The organism is Micromonospora sp. WMMA1976 (genome assembly GCF_027497335.1).
Taxonomy (GTDB): Bacteria; Actinomycetota; Actinomycetes; order Mycobacteriales; family Micromonosporaceae; genus Micromonospora; species Micromonospora aurantiaca.
Window position 1 is genome coordinate 973,578 of sequence record NZ_CP114912.1, and the last position, 15,751, is coordinate 989,328.

A 15,751-nucleotide genomic window follows, 5' to 3' on the forward strand; every position below is an offset into this window, starting at 1 on the left:
GCGGGCGCCGGGCCCAGGTTCAGCCCGGCGCCCGCTTCGGCAGCAACAGCTCCTCGTGGTCGAGTTCGCGCTCCAGCACGCGCAGTTCCTCGTCCGGCAGCCGCCCGGAGTCGCGCCACCGCAGCAACTCCTCCCGCTGCGCTTCGAGGACGCTCCGGCGGACCCGCAGCGCCGTCTCGTACTCCGGTGAGGTGGGCAGCTCCGACGAGCCGCTCTGCTGGATCAGGTCGAGCCGCCCCCGGTAGCGGGCCAGCCGGGTCTGCAACTGGGCCCGCGTGGTGTCGACGGCGACCCGGCTGTCCGGCTCCTCGGCGACGACGGTGTCGAGGCGTGCCAGCGCCGCCTCCACCGCTGCCGAGCGGGCCTCGTTGCGTACCCGGGCCTGGTCGGCCTCGTTGGCGCGCAGGCCGAGCATCCGCACGAGCGGCGCGAACGTCAGGCCCTGCCCGACCAGCGTCACCAGGACGACCACGAACGTGCAGAACAGCAGCAGGTCACGATCGGGGAAGGGGTCTCCGCTGCGGGTGGTCAGCGGCAGCGTGAAGATCGCGGCGAGGCTGATCACGCCGCGCGTACCGGACCAGCTCAGCGCCACCACCTCGCGGGCGGTCAGCCCGCGGGCGTTGCGGTCGACGCCACCGAGCCGGCGTGCGGCGTCCGGCTCGTCGGTGTCGTCCTGCTCGGCGACGCCACCCAGCCGGGTGTGCAGCGACCGGGGGAGCCACTGGGTCAGGATCAGCCAGGCGGGACGCAGGAGCAGCACCACACCGACCGACACCGCGACGGCGATGACGATGGTCGACGTCTCGTACTGGCGCAGGCCCCGCACGACGGCGGGGAGCTGCTGGCCGATCAGCAGGAAGACGAAGCCTTCGAGGAGGAAGTCGACGAGCCGCCACACCGCGTTCGTCTGGAGGCGGGCGGCCCCGGAGCCGAACTGCGGCGTCTGGTGGCCGACGATCAGGCCGGCGACCACCACTGCCAGCACGCCGGAGACGTGCAGCGCCTCGCCCAGCAGGTACGCCACGAACGGTGTCGCGAGCGAGATCGCGTTGGACAGCAGCGGGTCCGCGGTGAGCGGCCGGACCAGTCGTTTCGCCCGGGCGACGACCACGCCCACCGCGATGCCGCCCGCCGCCGCCAGCACGAACTGCCCGATCGCGGCGTGGAACGAGAACTCGCCGCCCACGGCGGCGGCCACGGCGACGCTGAGCATGGTCAGCGCGGTGGCGTCGTTCAGCAGTCCCTCGCCCTGGATGATCGTGACCATCTTCGGCGGCAGGTTCACCCGGCGCCCCACGGCCAGGGCGGCGACCGGGTCGGGCGGGGCGACGGCGGCGCCGACAGCGATGCCTGCGGCCAGCGTCGCGCCGGCCACGAACAGGTGGAACCCGACGCCCACGAGCAGCCCGGTGAGCAGTACCAGCACCACGGAGAGGCTGACCACGATCCGCAGGTTCCGGCGGATGTCCAGCAGCGACGAGTCGAGCGCGGCGCTGTAGAGCAGCGGCGGCAGCACGACCATGAGCACCAGCTCGGGATCGAGCCCGATGTTGGGGCCGGGGAGCAGCGCGTACGCGATGCCGATGAGGGGCAGCAGCGCGGCCGCCGGCAGGCCGGTCCGGGATGCCACCCACCGCACGGCGATGACGACCGCGACGGCGGCGAGCACGAACAGCAGTGTCGAATGGGTGCTCACCCCGACCGACACTACCGGCGCCGAGATCACCAGGCGACGCGGACTGCACCGTCAACCAGGGGTTGACGGGTAGGAGTCGTCAACCTATGGTTGACGCATGGAGGAGACCGAACCGCTCAAGATGACCCATCCGGTACGCCTCGACGACCTCATCGACGGCATCAAGAAGGCACACACCGACGCGCTCGACCAGCTGGCCGACGCGGTCCTCGTCGCCGACCACCTGGGCGACGTGGCGGACCACCTGATCGGGCACTTCGTCGACCAGGCGCGCCGCTCCGGCGCCTCGTGGACGGAGATCGGCCGCAGCATGGGCGTCACCAAGCAGGCCGCCCAGAAGCGTTCCGCCGCCAAGGCGGAGACCGCCGCCGCGCTCGACCCGAACTCCGGGTTCGGCCGCTTCACCCCGCGCGCCCGCAATGTGGTGCTGGCCTCGCAGGAGGAGGCGCGGGCCGCGGGCAACGCCGAGATCACCCCGGGCCACGTCGCGCTCGGACTGCTCGCCGAGCCGGAAGGACTGGCCGCCGCGGCGATCGTGGCTCGGGGCGTACCCCTGGAGCGGCTGCGGGAGGTCGTCACCGCGACGCTACCGGCGAAGGCCGACCCGGTCCCGGACCTGATCCCCTACGACGCGCGGGCCAAGAAGGTCCTGGAGCTGACGTTCCGGGAGGCGCTGCGGATGGGGCACAACTACATCGGTACGGAGCACATCCTGCTCGCCCTGCTGGAGGAGGAGGGCGACGACGGCGTGCTGCGCGGCCTCGGCCTGGAGAAGTCCGAACTGGAGTCGGCGTTCGAGGCGGCGCTCGCCGAGATCACCCGGAAAGGGGCCTGACCTCGCGCCGGGCACGCGTCACGGGGGCGCGTGCCCGGCGTCCGGGTCGTCAGCCGGCGACGGGGAAGCCGTACCGGGCGGCGTGCTCCGGGTCGGCGGGGTCGACCTGGCGGATGCCGGCGTCGGCCAGCCGCTTGTTCACCTCGTCGAGGTGCTCCCGGACCAGCCGGGCCTCCTCCTCGGTGACCCGGCCGCGGTGCGGGCGCCCGGCGTGTTCGATGGTGCCGTAGTCGATCCTCTCGGTGGCGCGGCGGGCCTTCGGCGGCTTGACCCGCTCGGCGGTCCGCAGCAGCTGCGCCATCGGCACGTCGGTCGCCATCGCGTCGAACTCGCTGGCGGTCAGCACCACCCGGCGCGGCTCACCGTGGCCGTGCCGGTCGTGAATCTCCACCACCGCGACGTCGAGCGCCGCGTCGTCGATGCTCTCCACCTCGACCGCGGTGGCGTCCAGCTGCACGGGGCCGGCGACCAGGTCCGGGTGCTCCAGGACGACGACCTTGACCACCTCGTCGTCGGGGCTGAGCACCTGACCGGTGAAGTCGGAGACGTGGATCGTCTTCTTGCCCATGCGCGGAGCTTCTCCTGTCGTAGGCCGGAAATCGGACCACAAGACGCTACCGCACAGGTGTGCGAAGGCCGGTACGCCGCCCGGCCGGTGTGTCGCCGCCCGCCCTCAGAGGGGCGTGAGGCCACGCCAGGAGGCGGTGCCGGCCGGTTGCGCGTTCAGTTCGGCCCAGGAGAGTCCCCGGACGCGGGCCTCGCGGTACGCCGGCTGCGCCGGAAACCGTCCGGCGTCTGCGGCGGCCCGCCAGCCGCGCTCCGGGTCCTGCTGGAATCGGTCATTCGGTTCGTGAGGCATGACCACTACCGTCCCAGAGAAACTTGTCCATGTATGAAAATGAATATGACGCAGGGTCGATGCCTTCGGTTCCGTGAAGCGCCGGAGTTCCTGCGGCCGGGGGCGGAAGCAGGGATCGGCGTCCGTCGCTGGCGTGCCGACCCTCTACCCATCGGCCGCACGTCTCAACCCCCGCGCGATCGCGGAATTCGGCGGACACGAGCGCGGCGTCCCGGCGTACCATGATCACGTGCTCGACCGGCGGGTCTTCCTTCATCTGGCGACCTGGTTGGGGCAGTGGCCGGCGGGCCCCGGGCTGCACGTGGTCCGGTCCCACCGCCGCGCCCGCCCGGCCTGGGACGGGCGGCTGCGCCCGGCCGTCGCGGTGACAGCGGACGGCAGCACCGTCCTCTCGGTGGCCGCCGACCGGGTCGAGGCGGTCCGGACCCTGGTGCGCGACCGGCCGCTCGGGGAGTGGCTGCCCGACCTGCCGGGCGCGGTCGGCACGCCCGAGTTCGTCGCGCACACCTCGGTCTTCCGCTGGTGCACCGACCCGGCGCCGCTGCCGGAGGTGGGGGAGTGGGTGCCGCCCACGCTGCCCGGGCTGCCGCCGTGGCTGCGGCTGTTCGACAGGGAGGTGCTGGTGGTCCGCGGCGCCGACGGCGCGTACCGGGCCGGCGTGGGGATCAAGCGGCACGACGCGTACGGGCACGAGCTGGCGGTGGGCACGGTGCCGGCGGCGCGCGGGCGTGGCCTGGCCCGGCGGCTGGTCGCGCAGGCGGCCCGCCGGGTGCTCGACGAGGGGGCGATCCCCACCTACCTGCACGACCCGGGCAACGCGGCGTCCGGCCGGGTGGCCGAGGCGGCCGGGTTCCCGGACCGCGGCCTCACCGCGTTCGGCGTCTTCCCCCGCTGAGCCGGCCCGGCATCCCCGGCCTGGCGCGGACCGTGGATCCCGGGCCGGATCCACGGTCCGCTGCTCTCCCCCCAGGCCCCGACATCGGTAACGCTATGTGTTAGTGCCGGTGGTCAACAAGGGGTGTGCCACTGTCCGGTTGCGGACTCTCACCTGCGCAATCGCTGTCAGGCGCGGTGGTGAGATCAGTGACGCAGCGTGTGGATCAGGGTGAGCGCCTGACGTGTGACGGGTCGCAGCACGCGCAGCCGGGACAGCCCCACCAGCCGGTCCACGAGCGGCACCACGCCGTCGATGAGCTGCCGGGTCTTGACCTGACCGTCCGAGCGGTCGTGCACCCAGTAGAGCACCACCCCCATGTAGCCGAGCCAGAGCAGCTCGGGCAGCGCCTCGCGCAGCTCGTCGTCGAGCTTGACGGTGGACCCGGTGAGCGCCTCGCGGAACAGCGCGATCGACATGTCCCGGGGCTCCGACGACTCGGCGGAGAACGGGCTCAGCGGCGAGGTCGGCTCGGCCGCCGTCTTGAAGAAGGCGCCAGCGAACGCGTGGTACGGGCTCAGCACGTCGATGCCCGCGTGCAGCACCCCGGCCAGGCGCGGGCCGAAGTCCCGCTCCCGGGCGAGCACCGTGTCGGCCGCCGCCCGGTGCTCGCGCTGGGTGCCCGCGTAGAACTCCTGGACCAGGTGCTCCTTGGAGCCGAAGTAGTAGTAGGCGTTGCCCACCGCCACGCCCGCCTCCTGGGCGACCGCGCGCATCGTCGTGCGGGCGTATCCGCGCTCGCGGAACAGCCGCATCGCGGTGTCCAGGATCAGCTGGCGGGTCTGCTCACCCCGGGCCGTCGACCCCTGGCCAGCCGCAGCTGTCGTCGGCGCACTCTGCTCGGTCATCGTCGTCACCGTATCCCGGTTCCCGGATCCGCTCGCGGACCGCGGAGGCCGCCGCCACCACCTTGCGGGCCAGCGGCAGCAGGTGTGGACGGGCCAGCCGCTCGGCCGTGCCGCGGTGCTCGGCCAGCGCCCACAGGCAGGCGAACCAGGCGCCGTCGCCGCGGTAGACCGCGCCGGTGTCGGCGACCACCGTCAGGTCGCGCAACGTCGCGTCGTGGTCCAGCCCGGGGAAGCGCCGCCGGGCCTCGGCGGAACCGGCCGGCACGAACTCCAGCGGTACGAGCTGGGCGCGCGAGGCGAGCCAGCGCCGGGCGGCCCGGCACAGCGGGCAGTCCGCGTCGAACAGGACGGTGAACCCGCGGATCCCACCGGCCCCGTGCCCGGTGGGATCCTGCGGGTGCCCGCCCGGGGCGGACGTCACCGGGCCGGCGGGTTCGGACCCGCCGGTACCGGTCCGCCCTGCGGCGGGAGCATTCTGACCGGCGGCAGCGGTGGGTGGGTGGCCTGCTGCCGCAGGCGGCCGCGCCGGTAGCGGCCGAGCGCGAAGACGTTGAAGAAGTGCAGCGCGCCGAGCACCAGCAGGACGAATCCCACCTTCATGGAGAGCTGCTCCAGTGCCTGGCTGGTGTCGCCGACCGGACCGGACTCCTTCATCGCCACCGTGACGTAGCCGAGGTTGAGCAGGTAGAAGCCGACCACCAGCAGGCTGTTGACGGCCTCGGCCAGCCGGCTGTCGGCGAACACGTCCTGCAGGAACACCAGCCCGTTGCGGGACAGTGCCCGCGCCACCCAGACGGTGAGGCCGATGCTCACCGTCAGGTAGGCCAGGTACATCCAGACCTTCACGTCCATCCCCGTAGCCTCTCTTGAACGTGTTCAAATCGCTGGCGCCCTGAGCGTACGACAGATTTTGAACGTGTTCAAGAGGGCGGCCCGCAGCCCTTCCGGGCAGCGGGCCGCGTGGGGGGTGCGGGTCAGGCGGTCAGGCCGAGCGCGTCGGCGGCGGCCCGGCCGTTGGCGTGACTGGCGCCGTGGGTGGCGACGAACGCGCGTGCGCCCGCCGGCCGCCACGCGCCCGGCCAGCCCATCTCGACCACAGTCACCCGATGCGTGGCGGCCAGCGCCTCGACCAGCTCGCGCGCGCCGGGCAGCCGGTGCAGGTGCCGCCCGACCAGCACGACCGGCCGGTCCCCGGCGAGCCGCCGCACCTGCTCCGGGTCGGTCTCGCCCGCCACCGCGCGCGCCTGCTCGAGCCCGGCGGCCAGGTGCGGGCCGAGTCCCCACGGCACCCGCCCCTCGGCGATGGTGGAGGTGGCGTGCACCTGCACCACCAGGGGAGCGGTGTCGCGGGTGAGGTCGCCCTCCACGCGTACCGCCCGCAGCGCGGCGGCGTAGCCGAGGCCGTCTGCGGCGGGCGGCGGGGCGTCGGCGGGCCCGGTGGCGGCGGCGAGCGCGGCGGTCCGGCCGGCCGCCTCCTCGACCCGCCCACGCGCCAGCCGTCCGTCGGCCATCGCCGCGACGATCTCGGCGGCGACCGACTCGACCAGCTCGGCGTCCACCCGGGCGCCGATGCAGAGCAGGTCCGCGCCGGCGGCCAGGGCCCGGACCGCGCCCGCGCCGACCCCGCCGGCGGCGAGCACCGCGCCCTTCATCTCCAGCGCGTCGGTGATCACCGCGCCGGTGAAGCCGTACTCGACGCGCAGCAGGTCGTGCAGGACCGCGCGGCTGAACGTGGCCGGGCCGTCGCCGGTCAGCGCCGGCACCCGGATGTGCGCGGTCATCACCGCGCGGACGCCCGCGTCGACCACGGCGGCGAACGGCGGCAGGTCGCGTTCCCGCAGGACGGCCGGCTGCACGTCGACAGTGGGCAGCTCGTGGTGGGAGTCCGCGACTGTGGCGCCGTGCCCGGGGAAGTGCTTGGCGCAGGCGGCCACACCGGTCGACTGGAGACCGGCGACGGCGGCGGCCGAGTGGACGGCGACCCGCTTCGGGTCCGCCCCGAACGAGCGGGTGCCGATCACCGGGTTCTCGTCGGCGGTGTTGACGTCGACGGTGGGGGCGAGGTCGACGGTGATGCCCAGCGCGGCCAGCTCCGCGCCGATCGCCGCGTACACCCGGCGGGTGAGATCGGGGTCGTCCACCGCGCCGAGCGCGGCGTTTCCGGGGTACGGGCTGCCGGTGGCGTGCGCCAGCCGGGTGACGTCGCCGCCCTCCTCGTCGATCGCGACGATCACGTCGGGGCGGCCGGCACGCAGCGCCGCCGTGGACGCCGCGACCTGGGCCGGGTCGTGGATGTTGGTGCCGAACAGGGTGTGCCCGGCGAGCCCGTCGGCGAGCAGGTCGACCGCCCAGCCCGGCGGGACCGGTCCCGGGTACGCGGCAAGCAGCGTGCCCAGCGCGAGCCGGCGCAGTCCTGGATCCAGACCCACGAGTATCCCCTTTCCCTGCCGGGTCGTCCGACCTCCGCGCATGGGGGTGGCCGATACGCTAACGGGCGCCCCTCGGCAGGCGTTTTGTGGTTAGAAAACTTTACTGAAAATTGAGGACGACGGCATGAGTGCGACCCGGCTGCCCGGTACCCCCCGACTCCTGCGGGCGCTCAACGACCGTGCGGCGCTGGAGCTGCTGCTCGAGCGCGGCCCGCTGACCCGGGCCCGGATCGGTGAGCTGACCGGGCTGTCCAAGGTCACCGCGTCCCAGCTCGTCGAGCGGCTGGAGGAGCGCGGCCTGGTCGCCCGGGTCGGCGAGCAGGCCGGCGGGCGGGGCCCGAACGCCCAGCTCTACGCCGTCCGGCCGAGCAGCGCGTACGTGGTGGGCGTCGAGGTGGGCGCGGAACGGGTGGTCGCCGCCTGCGCCGACATCACCGGCACCGTGGCCGGACGGGTCGAGCAGTCCACCAGGGACACCGACGACCCGGTCGGCGTGGTGCACAACGCCGTGGTCCAGGCGGCCGCCAGTGCCGGGGCGGAGCTGTCCGCCGTCCGGCGCGTCGTGCTCGGCACCCCCGGCCTGGTCGACCCGCAGACCGGTGACATCACGTTCGCGTTCAACCTGCCGCGCTGGCACAGCGGCCTGCTCGCCGCGCTGCGCGAGGACCTGGACACCCCCGTCGTGTTCGAGAACGACGTGAACCTCGCGGCGGTGGCCGAGGCGCAGTCCGGCGCGGCCCGTGGCACCGCCGACTTCGTGCTGGTCTGGGTGGACGCGGGCGTCGGCCTGGCGATCATGCTGGGCGGCCGGCTGCACCACGGCAGCAGCGGCGCGGCCGGCGAGATCGGTTACCTGCCGGTACCCGGCGCGCCCATCCCGCGCGATGTGTCCAAGCGGGCCAAGCCGGCGTTTCAGCAGCTCGTCGGCGCCGACGCGGTACGCGCGGTGGCAGCCGAGCACGGGTTCGCCAGCCCGGAGGCGGCCGAGCAGGGCGTCGCGGCGGCCCGGGCCGCCGAGGTGGTCCGCGCGGCGATCGCGGCCGGCACCGCCGGTGGGCCGATGCTCGACGAACTGGCCCGGCGGCTGGCGCTCGGTGTGGCGAGCACCTGCGTGGTGCTGGATCCGCCGCTGGTGGTGCTCGCCGGCGCGGTCGGCCAGGCGGGCGGGGCGGCGCTGGCCGAGCGGGTGCAGCACGAGGTCGCCGCGATCACGCTGGTCCGGCCCCGGGTGGTGACGACCGGGCTGACCGAGGAGCCGATCCTGCGCGGCGCGCTGCGTACCGCGCTGGACGCCGTACGCGACGAGGTGTTCGGCTCGACGGTCGGCTGACCGCGTCGTGCACCCTGGCGCCATGTGAAGGAATCCTTCATCATGGCGCCAGGGTCCGCAAGGAGTTGCCGGATCGCGGCTCCGGTCAGATCAGGTCACGGCGGCGGAACACCGTGAACGCCGCAGCCACCAGCGCGCCGGTGAGCCCGAGCAGCACCACCAGGCCCGACGTCCAGGTGAGCGTGTAGGAGCCGTCGCAGTAGCCGGAGATCCCGGAGCCGCAGGCATTGTTGTCCCACAGCCGGACCTCGCCGGACAGCCAGGCCGCCAGGTGGCTGGACAGCATGTACCGGTCCGGCCGGCCGACCTCCAGGATCTGGAACACCAGCCGGGCACCCAGCTCCCACACCACCAGGTACGCGGCCACCGTGCCGAGCGCCGCCGAGGTGTGCCGGCCCAGCGTGGCCACGGCGAACCCGAGCGCCGCGGCGAGCAGCACCAGCACCAGCCCCCGCGCCCAGATCGCGGCGAGCGACGGCCAGAAGTCGCCGCCGGTGCGCCCGACCAGGCCGGAGGCCTGGCCGATCAACCAGAACGCCCCGAGGTACGCCACCGACGCCAGCACCGAGAGGCCGAGCAACCCGCCCAGCAGCGTGCCCAGCTTCGCGGCGAGCACCGTCGGCCGCCGGGGCCGCCACAGCAGCAGGTTCACCACCCCGCCCGAGTTCAGGTCGGCCCCGATGTAGGAGGCGCCGACCAGGAACCCGAACAGCGTCAGGAACGCGATCAGGAAGTAGAGCAGCGGCTCGGCCTCCTTGGCGAAGACGAACACACCGCTGAGGTAGTCGGCAGCGGTCGGCAGCTCCTCGATCTGGGCCGGGTCGATCTGGGCGCAGTCGCGCGGCAGATAGTCGTTCTCGCCCAGCGGTAGCCCGCCCTCCCGGATCCGCAGGCAGCGGTCGTACGCCATCTCCATCTGGCGCACGCTCTCCGCCGCCTGGGTCTGGGCCCGGCTCAGCTCCGGCGGGCTGGGCCGGTGCGAACCGGCGAGCGTGGTCGCCACCGTCACCGCGAAGGCGACAGCCAGCAGCACCACCATGAGCTGCACGAAACGCCGGGCGGCCAGCCGCTCCAGCTCGGCACGGACCAGGTTCACGCGTCCACCTCCCGGGTCTCCCGGACGTCGAGGTCGATCACTCCGTCGTTCGGCGGAGCGCCGTCGACCTGCCGCGGCACCGCCACGTGCTCGTGGCCGCCGGTCAGCTCCAGGAAGACGCTCTCCAGGTCCGGCCGCAGCGGGACCAGCTCCCGCACCCACACGCCCTGCTCGCCGAGCGTCCGGCTGATCGTCTCCGGATCCTCCACACCGGTCACCACCAGGTGGTCCGGCGCGACGGCCACCGACAGGCCGGCCCGGCCCAGCAGCTCCCCGGCCCGCTCCGGGTCGGCCACCCGGACCCGCCACTGGTGCTGGTCGAAGCCGGCCAGCACCTCCTGCACCGGCCCGTACGCGACCCGCTGCCCCCGGCTCACGATCGTCACGTGGTCGCAGATCAACTGGATCTCGGCCAGGATGTGGCTCGACAGCAGCACCGTCACCCCGGCCTCGGCGAGCGACCGGGTCAGGTCGCGCATCTCCCGGATGCCGGCCGGGTCCAGCCCGTTCGCCGGCTCGTCCAGGATCAGCAGCTCCGGGTTCTTCAGCAGGGCCGACGCGACCGCCAGCCGCTGCTTCATGCCCAGCGAGTAGCCCCTGACCCGCTCGTCGCCCCGGTCGCGCAGCCCGACCTGCTCCAGCACCTCGTCCACCCGGCTGGTCGGCACACCGCCTGCGAGCGCCAGCAACCGCAGCGTCCGGTGCGCGGTGAAGTTGGCGAAGAACTGCGGGCTCTCCACGATCGCGCCGACCCGGCCGGCCACGTCCGGCAGGTGCTCGGGGGACTCGGCGCCCAGCACGCGCATCCGCCCGGAGTCCGGCCGGACCAGCCCCAGCAGCGCACGCAGCGTGGTGGTCTTCCCGGACCCGTTCGGCCCGAGGAAACCGTGCACCTGGCCCGCCTCGACCAGCATGTCGAAGCCGTCGACGGCGACCCGGCGCCCCTGGCGCAGCGTGTGGAACGTCTTGCGGAGGCCGGCGATCTCGATGACCGCGCTCATCCGCGCGCCTTCCGGCAGCGGTCGGGCATGGGTGTCCTTCCGGAAGTGGTGACCAACGACACGGCGCCCCACCCTATGGCGGCGGCGCCGCCCGTGGGGGGCGCCGGGCCGGGTGCGTGATTGGATGGAGCGGTGACTGGTGACCTGATCCCCGGCGCCCCGGGCGCCCCCGCCCCCTCGACCGTGGACGCGGATCTGGTGGTCAGCCTCGACGGGGTCGTCGTCAAGCGTTCCGGCACCGCGCTGGTGCACGACGTCGACTGGCGGGTCGAGCTGGACGAACGGTGGGTGGTGCTCGGGCCGAACGGCGCGGGCAAGACCACGCTGCTCAACCTGGCCGCCGGCCGGCTGCACCCGACCAGCGGCGTCGCGCACGTGCTCGGCGAGCGCATCGGCCGTACCGACGTCAACGAGCTGCGTACCCGCATCGGTCTGTCCACCGCGACGCTCGCCGAGCGGATCCCCGCCGAGGAGCGGGTCGTCGACGTGGTGGTGACCGCCGCCTGGTCGGTGGTCGGCCGCTGGCGGGAGAGCTACGACCGCACCGACGTGGCGCGCGCCGCCGCGCTGCTGCGCCAGCTCGGCGTCGGACACCTCACCGACCGCACGTACGGCACGCTGTCCGAGGGCGAGCGCAAGCGCGTGCAGATCGCCCGCGCCCTGATGACCGACCCGGAGTTGCTGCTGCTCGACGAGCCCGCCGCCGGGCTCGACCTGGGCGGGCGCGAGGACCTGGTGGCCCGGCTGGCCGAGCTGGCGTACGACCCGGACGCGCCCGCGATGGTGCTGGTCACCCACCACGTCGAGGAGATCCCGCCGGGCTTCACCCACGCGCTGCTGCTGCGCGAGGGCGGCGTGGTGGCGCAGGGCCTGCTCGCCGACGTGCTCACCGCCGACAACCTGTCGAAGACGTTCGGCCTTCCGCTGGTGGTCACGCGGTCCGGCGACCGCTGGGCCGCCCGCGCCGCCTGAGCGGCGGGACGACACCGTGCCGCAGACCCGGATCGCCGTCGTCGGCAGCGCCAACATGGACCTCGTCGGCATCGGCGCGGCGCTGCCCCGGCCCGGCGAGACGGTGCTGGGCGACGACTTCGTCATGGTGCCCGGCGGCAAGGGCGCCAACCAGGCCGTCGCCGCGGTACGCGCCGGCGCGTCCTGCGTCTTCCTCGGCGCGATCGGCTCGGACTCGTTCGGCGTGACGCTGCGGGCCCGGATGACCGCGGCCGGCGTGGACACCGGCCACCTGCGGGTGGTCTACGGCCCGTCCGGCGTCGCGCTGGTCATGGTCGGCGGCGCGGGGGAGAACGCCATCCTGGTCACCCCCGGGGCGAACGCCGCGTTCACGTCGCTGACCGCGGACGAGCTCTCCGCCGTACGCGATGCGGATGTGCTGGTCGCGCAGCTGGAGGTGCCGGTCGAGACGGTGACCGAGGCGGCGCTGGCGGCCCGGTCGGCGGACACTCGGGTGGTACTCAACGCGGCGCCGGCCCGATCGGTGCCGGCCGAGCTGCTGGCGGCGACCGACCTGCTCGTGGTGAACGAGCCGGAGGCGCAGGCGCTGACCGGTCGCGGCCGGGACGAGCCGGCGGCGCTGCTGGACCTGGTGCCCCGGGCGGTGCTGACGCTCGGCGGCGACGGCGCGTGGTACGTCGACCGGGACCGGCCGGCGACACACGTGCCGGCGGTGCCGGTGGACGTGGTCGACTCGACCGCCGCCGGGGACGCGTTCACCGCCGCGCTCGCGGTGGCCTGGGGCGAGGGCCGGGACCTGGCCGACGCGGTGCGCTGGGCGGCGGCCGCCGGTGCGGCGTGCGTACGCAAGCTCGGCGCCTCGGTCGCGCTGCCCCATCGGGCGGAGATCGACGAGCTGTTCCCGGCCGGCTGAGCCTCAGCCGGCCGGTTCGTCGGTGAGGCGCTCGCCGCGCCGGCGCAGCATGCCGAGCCCGGGGATGCCGGCGACCGCGAGCTTGAGATCGCGCGTGACGTCCAGCAGGTCGTGCAGGTCCGGGCCGACCCGGTCCAGCGTGGCCAGGATCGGCAGCACGTCCGAGGTGAGGTGGTCCTTGAGCTTCGGCAACTCGTCCACGAGCCGGATCGCGGCGGTCACCTCCTCCGGGCTGAGCTGCTCCACGAACCGCGCCGCCATCGGCGCGGCCCGCCGCAGCGTCGCCTCGTACGCGGCGAGCAGCTCGTTCGCGACGCCCGTCGCCTTCTCCGCTGTCGCGAGCGTGCCCGCCGCCCGCGCGGTCACCGTCTCCGCCTCGGTCACCACCCCTGCCGCGCCGCGGGCCACCCGGTCGGCCTCGCCGACCACCACTGCCGCCGCCTCGGAGACCCGCTGCGCCTCGCCGACCACGGCAGTCGCCGCGGCGGCCACCTCGGTCGCCGTGTCGATCGCCGCAGTGGCGGCGGCGCTGATCACCGCCACCTCGCGGACCGCCGTCTCCGCGCCGGTGAGCACCCGGTCGGTGCGGTCGAGCGCGCCCTCGATCCGGTCCACCACCCCGTCGATCCGCCGGACCAGCGCCTCCACCTGGTCGAGGACGGCGAAGGCCCGAGCGGGTACCGAGGCCACCGTGGCGGCCGAGCCGAGCGCCTGGTCCAGTGCGGTACGGGTGAGGCCGAGCACGGCGCCGGGCCGGGGAAGAGGGATCGCCATGACATCCAGTGTGCGGCGTCGCGGCCAGTGCCGCCCGGCGGCGGCCGGGCGGCGACTGTCACTCCGGGCCGCCGACGCGGCGTAGGGTGCCGGCATGCCCACCCCCGGCCCGGCGTCGCGGCGACTGCTCGCCTGCGGCGTGGTCGCGCTGCTCGCCGTCGTCCTGGGCGCTCTGCTCCTGGCCCGCGCCGACGCCGGTCTGAGCACGCGGCGGGCGACGGTGGCGGGAGTGCCGCTGACCGAGGTCCGGGCGGACGGCGTGAGCGGCGACCGGCGGCCCGGGGTGGTGATCGCGCACGGCTTCGCCGGGTCGGCCCGGCTGATGCGGCCGCTGGCCGACTCGGTGGCCCGCCGGGGCGGGATCGCGGTGCTGCTCGACTTCGCCGGCCACGGCGCCAGCCACGCCCGGCTACCCGGCGCGGGCCGGGACGAGGAACGCAGCCGGGCGCTGCTGCGGCACGACCTGGACGTCGCGGTCGCCTGGCTGCGCGGGCGTCCCGGCGTCGACAGGGACCGGATCGTCCTGGTCGGGCACTCGATGGGTGCCGGCGCTGTCGTCCGGTACGCGGTCGCGCATCCGGAGATCGACCGGACCGTGGCGATCTCGCTGCCCGACGGCGGTGACGTGCCGGCGGGCTGGCCGGGGAGGCTGACGCTCGTGGTGGGCGGGCTGGAGTTCGCCGGTTTCCGCCAGGCGGTCGACGAGGCGTCACGGGACGCGGCGCCGGGCACCCGCACGCGGGTGGCGGCGCCCGGCGTCGAGCACGTGTCGGTGCTGTTCGCGCCGCGTACCCACGCCGCGGTTCTGTACGCGCTGCCGAACCCTGCCGGCGGGCTGCCACCGTCCCCGCTGACCCGGCCGGCCGGCGCCGGGCTGCTGCTGGCGGGGCTCGCGCTGGGCTTCGTGCCACTGGCGGCGTTGCTGCCGCGCCGGGCGCGGGCGGGCACCGGCGGTCCGCGTACCGGGCGGTGGCTCGCCGCGACGGTGCCGGCGGCGGGCGTGGGCGCCGTGCTCGCCGCGCTGTTGCCGACCGCCCGGTCGCCGCTCGCCGTGGGCGGATACGTGGCGGTGTTCCTGCTGCTCACCAGCGTGCTGCTGGCCGCCGCGGCGCGCTTCGCGCAACCCCGCCGGCCACCGGCGACCGGGGGTGGCGTCCGGTCCGCTGTCGTCGCCGTCGTGCTCCTCGGGTACGCGGTGCTCGCCGTCGCGCTGCCGCTTCATCTCGGTCTCACCTCGACCGTGCCGGTCGGGGCCCGGTGGTGGCTGCTGCCCCTGGTGACGTTCTGCTGCCTGGCGTTCCTGCTCGGCGCCGAGCGGCTCGCGGACGGCCACGGCGTCCGGTACGCGGCCACCGGCGGGATCGCCGTGCTGGTGCTCGCCGTCGCCGCGGTCATCGGCCTGGCACCCGGGTTCGTGCTGCTGGTGGTGCCCCTGTTCGCGGCGCTTGTGGCCTGGCAGGCGGCCTGGGCCGTGGTGCTGCGCCGCCGGGCCGCGCCGTGGTGGCTGGCGCCGTCGGTAGGGGCGGTGGTGCTCGCCTGGCCGATCGCGACCACGCTGCCGCTCACCTGAGTCGCCGCTATCGGCGGTCGGTCTGCTGCTCCACGGCGCGTTGCACGGCCCGGTAGATCTGCCCGAACCGCAGCGCGTCGGGCGTACGGACCAGCATCGTCTCCCGGCCGTGGTGCTGCACCCACAGCTCGTGCACCCGGTTGCCGCGCTCGTAGGAACGGTCGAGCCAGCCGAGCGGCACCTCCAGGAACGGGGTGAGCGCCAGTCCCACCACCACGAACGCGGCCAGGATGATCAGGGCCAGTTTCCACTCGCCCCGGTCCTGCGCGGACCAGGCCAGCGAGAGCACGCAGACCACCGCGACCAGTGGTGGCAGCGACAGCAGCAGGACCAGCACCCCGCGGCCCAGCACCCGCCCGCGGACGGCGAGTGTGGTGGTGCCGCGCGCGTGCCAGACGTACGTGACGTCGGCGAGCGCGACGGCCTGACCGCCAGCGTGGATGGCCTCGGAGGTGACCTGCACGGCGTCGTCCCGGTAATAGAGGACCATG

Annotated in this window: 17 protein-coding genes; 6 read left to right on the forward strand and 11 right to left on the reverse strand. The window is 74.5% G+C overall.

Features of this window, described 5'->3' with window-relative positions; translation table 11 throughout:
• Positions 1 to 19: 19 nt before the first annotated feature.
• Positions 20 to 1,699, reverse strand: coding sequence for a Na+/H+ antiporter (locus O7546_RS04655; protein ID WP_281600538.1), 1,680 nt, complete (start codon positions 1,697 to 1,699; stop codon positions 20 to 22).
• A 97-nt stretch (positions 1,700 to 1,796) separates the two neighbouring features.
• Between O7546_RS04655 and O7546_RS04660 the strand changes: the two genes are divergently transcribed.
• Positions 1,797 to 2,534, forward strand: coding sequence for a Clp protease N-terminal domain-containing protein (locus tag O7546_RS04660; protein WP_194799598.1), 738 nt, complete (start codon positions 1,797 to 1,799; stop codon positions 2,532 to 2,534).
• A gap of 49 nt (positions 2,535 to 2,583) precedes the next feature.
• Here the strand turns inward: O7546_RS04660 and O7546_RS04665 are convergent, their stop codons facing one another.
• Positions 2,584 to 3,102, reverse strand: coding sequence for a hypothetical protein (locus O7546_RS04665; RefSeq protein ID WP_194799599.1), 519 nt, complete (start codon positions 3,100 to 3,102; stop codon positions 2,584 to 2,586).
• A 105-nt stretch (positions 3,103 to 3,207) separates the two neighbouring features.
• Positions 3,208 to 3,393: a DNA repair protein gene (locus tag O7546_RS04670; RefSeq protein WP_194799600.1), complete on the reverse strand. Its 186-nt coding sequence runs from the start codon at positions 3,391 to 3,393 to the stop codon at positions 3,208 to 3,210.
• Positions 3,394 to 3,622: 229 nt separating this feature from the next.
• Between O7546_RS04670 and O7546_RS04675 the strand changes: the two genes are divergently transcribed.
• Complete coding sequence (locus O7546_RS04675) at positions 3,623 to 4,288, forward strand: GNAT family N-acetyltransferase (RefSeq protein ID WP_194799601.1); 666 nt, start codon at positions 3,623 to 3,625, stop codon at positions 4,286 to 4,288.
• Between the two features lie 185 nt (positions 4,289 to 4,473).
• On the opposite strand, the gene O7546_RS04680 is transcribed toward O7546_RS04675, so the two are convergent.
• The 4 genes from O7546_RS04680 to O7546_RS04695 form a co-directional block, all read right to left on the reverse strand.
• Complete coding sequence (locus O7546_RS04680) at positions 4,474 to 5,175, reverse strand: TetR family transcriptional regulator (protein ID WP_194799602.1); 702 nt, start codon at positions 5,173 to 5,175, stop codon at positions 4,474 to 4,476.
• Positions 5,114 to 5,596, reverse strand: coding sequence for a DCC1-like thiol-disulfide oxidoreductase family protein (locus O7546_RS04685; RefSeq protein ID WP_281600539.1), 483 nt, complete (start codon positions 5,594 to 5,596; stop codon positions 5,114 to 5,116). The genes O7546_RS04680 and O7546_RS04685 overlap by 62 nt, the downstream gene beginning before the upstream one ends.
• A complete protein-coding gene (locus O7546_RS04690; protein WP_194799604.1) occupies positions 5,593 to 6,027 on the reverse strand; it encodes a hypothetical protein in 435 nt (144 codons plus the stop codon). The genes O7546_RS04685 and O7546_RS04690 overlap by 4 nt, the downstream gene beginning before the upstream one ends.
• A gap of 122 nt (positions 6,028 to 6,149) precedes the next feature.
• Positions 6,150 to 7,604, reverse strand: a complete 1,455-nt coding sequence (locus tag O7546_RS04695) for a glycoside hydrolase family 3 N-terminal domain-containing protein (protein ID WP_281600540.1) — start codon at positions 7,602 to 7,604, stop codon at positions 6,150 to 6,152.
• A gap of 124 nt (positions 7,605 to 7,728) precedes the next feature.
• On the opposite strand from O7546_RS04695, the gene O7546_RS04700 reads away from it, so the two are divergent.
• On the forward strand, positions 7,729 to 8,934 hold the full coding sequence (locus tag O7546_RS04700; protein WP_194799606.1) for an ROK family transcriptional regulator: 1,206 nt from the start codon (positions 7,729 to 7,731) through the stop codon (positions 8,932 to 8,934).
• Between the two features lie 85 nt (positions 8,935 to 9,019).
• On the opposite strand, the gene O7546_RS04705 is transcribed toward O7546_RS04700, so the two are convergent.
• The gene (locus O7546_RS04705; RefSeq protein WP_281600541.1) at positions 9,020 to 10,030 is read right to left on the reverse strand and encodes an ABC transporter permease subunit; all 1,011 of its coding nucleotides are present in this window, start codon (positions 10,028 to 10,030) and stop codon (positions 9,020 to 9,022) included.
• Positions 10,027 to 11,031, reverse strand: a complete 1,005-nt coding sequence (locus O7546_RS04710; RefSeq protein ID WP_194799608.1) for an ATP-binding cassette domain-containing protein — start codon at positions 11,029 to 11,031, stop codon at positions 10,027 to 10,029. Before O7546_RS04710 ends, O7546_RS04705 begins: the two co-directional genes overlap by 4 nt.
• A 120-nt stretch (positions 11,032 to 11,151) precedes the next feature.
• On the opposite strand from O7546_RS04710, the gene O7546_RS04715 reads away from it, so the two are divergent.
• On the forward strand, positions 11,152 to 12,003 hold the full coding sequence (locus O7546_RS04715; RefSeq protein ID WP_228531619.1) for an ABC transporter ATP-binding protein: 852 nt from the start codon (positions 11,152 to 11,154) through the stop codon (positions 12,001 to 12,003).
• A 16-nt stretch (positions 12,004 to 12,019) separates the two neighbouring features.
• Complete coding sequence (locus O7546_RS04720; protein WP_194799609.1) at positions 12,020 to 12,916, forward strand: ribokinase; 897 nt, start codon at positions 12,020 to 12,022, stop codon at positions 12,914 to 12,916.
• Between the two features lie 3 nt (positions 12,917 to 12,919).
• On the opposite strand, the gene O7546_RS04725 is transcribed toward O7546_RS04720, so the two are convergent.
• Entirely contained in the window at positions 12,920 to 13,690 is a 771-nt protein-coding gene (locus O7546_RS04725) for a hypothetical protein (protein WP_194799610.1), read from the reverse strand.
• 94 nt (positions 13,691 to 13,784) lie between these two features.
• Between O7546_RS04725 and O7546_RS04730 the strand changes: the two genes are divergently transcribed.
• On the forward strand, positions 13,785 to 15,260 hold the full coding sequence (locus tag O7546_RS04730) for an alpha/beta fold hydrolase (protein ID WP_194799611.1): 1,476 nt from the start codon (positions 13,785 to 13,787) through the stop codon (positions 15,258 to 15,260).
• A gap of 7 nt (positions 15,261 to 15,267) precedes the next feature.
• On the opposite strand, the gene O7546_RS04735 is transcribed toward O7546_RS04730, so the two are convergent.
• Positions 15,268 to 15,750, reverse strand: a complete 483-nt coding sequence (locus O7546_RS04735; protein ID WP_194799612.1) for a DUF6232 family protein — start codon at positions 15,748 to 15,750, stop codon at positions 15,268 to 15,270.
• Position 15,751 lies beyond the last annotated feature (1 nt).

Excerpts from the sequence above, each read along its gene's own strand:
- O7546_RS04700 (WP_194799606.1), top strand. The coding sequence starts at position 7,729 with ATGAGTGCGACCCGGCTGCCCGGTACCCCCCGACTCCTGCGGGCGCTC.
- O7546_RS04690 (WP_194799604.1), bottom strand. The coding sequence starts at position 6,027 with ATGGACGTGAAGGTCTGGATGTACCTGGCCTACCTGACGGTGAGCATC.
- O7546_RS04735 (WP_194799612.1), bottom strand. The coding sequence starts at position 15,750 with ATGGTCCTCTATTACCGGGACGACGCCGTGCAGGTCACCTCCGAGGCC.
- O7546_RS04725 (WP_194799610.1), bottom strand. The coding sequence starts at position 13,690 with ATGGCGATCCCTCTTCCCCGGCCCGGCGCCGTGCTCGGCCTCACCCGT.
- O7546_RS04710 (WP_194799608.1), bottom strand. The coding sequence starts at position 11,031 with ATGAGCGCGGTCATCGAGATCGCCGGCCTCCGCAAGACGTTCCACACG.
- O7546_RS04730 (WP_194799611.1), top strand. The coding sequence starts at position 13,785 with ATGCCCACCCCCGGCCCGGCGTCGCGGCGACTGCTCGCCTGCGGCGTG.
- O7546_RS04660 (WP_194799598.1), top strand. The coding sequence starts at position 1,797 with ATGGAGGAGACCGAACCGCTCAAGATGACCCATCCGGTACGCCTCGAC.
- O7546_RS04665 (WP_194799599.1), bottom strand. The coding sequence starts at position 3,102 with ATGGGCAAGAAGACGATCCACGTCTCCGACTTCACCGGTCAGGTGCTC.
- O7546_RS04680 (WP_194799602.1), bottom strand. The coding sequence starts at position 5,175 with ATGACCGAGCAGAGTGCGCCGACGACAGCTGCGGCTGGCCAGGGGTCG.
- O7546_RS04670 (WP_194799600.1), bottom strand. The coding sequence starts at position 3,393 with ATGCCTCACGAACCGAATGACCGATTCCAGCAGGACCCGGAGCGCGGC.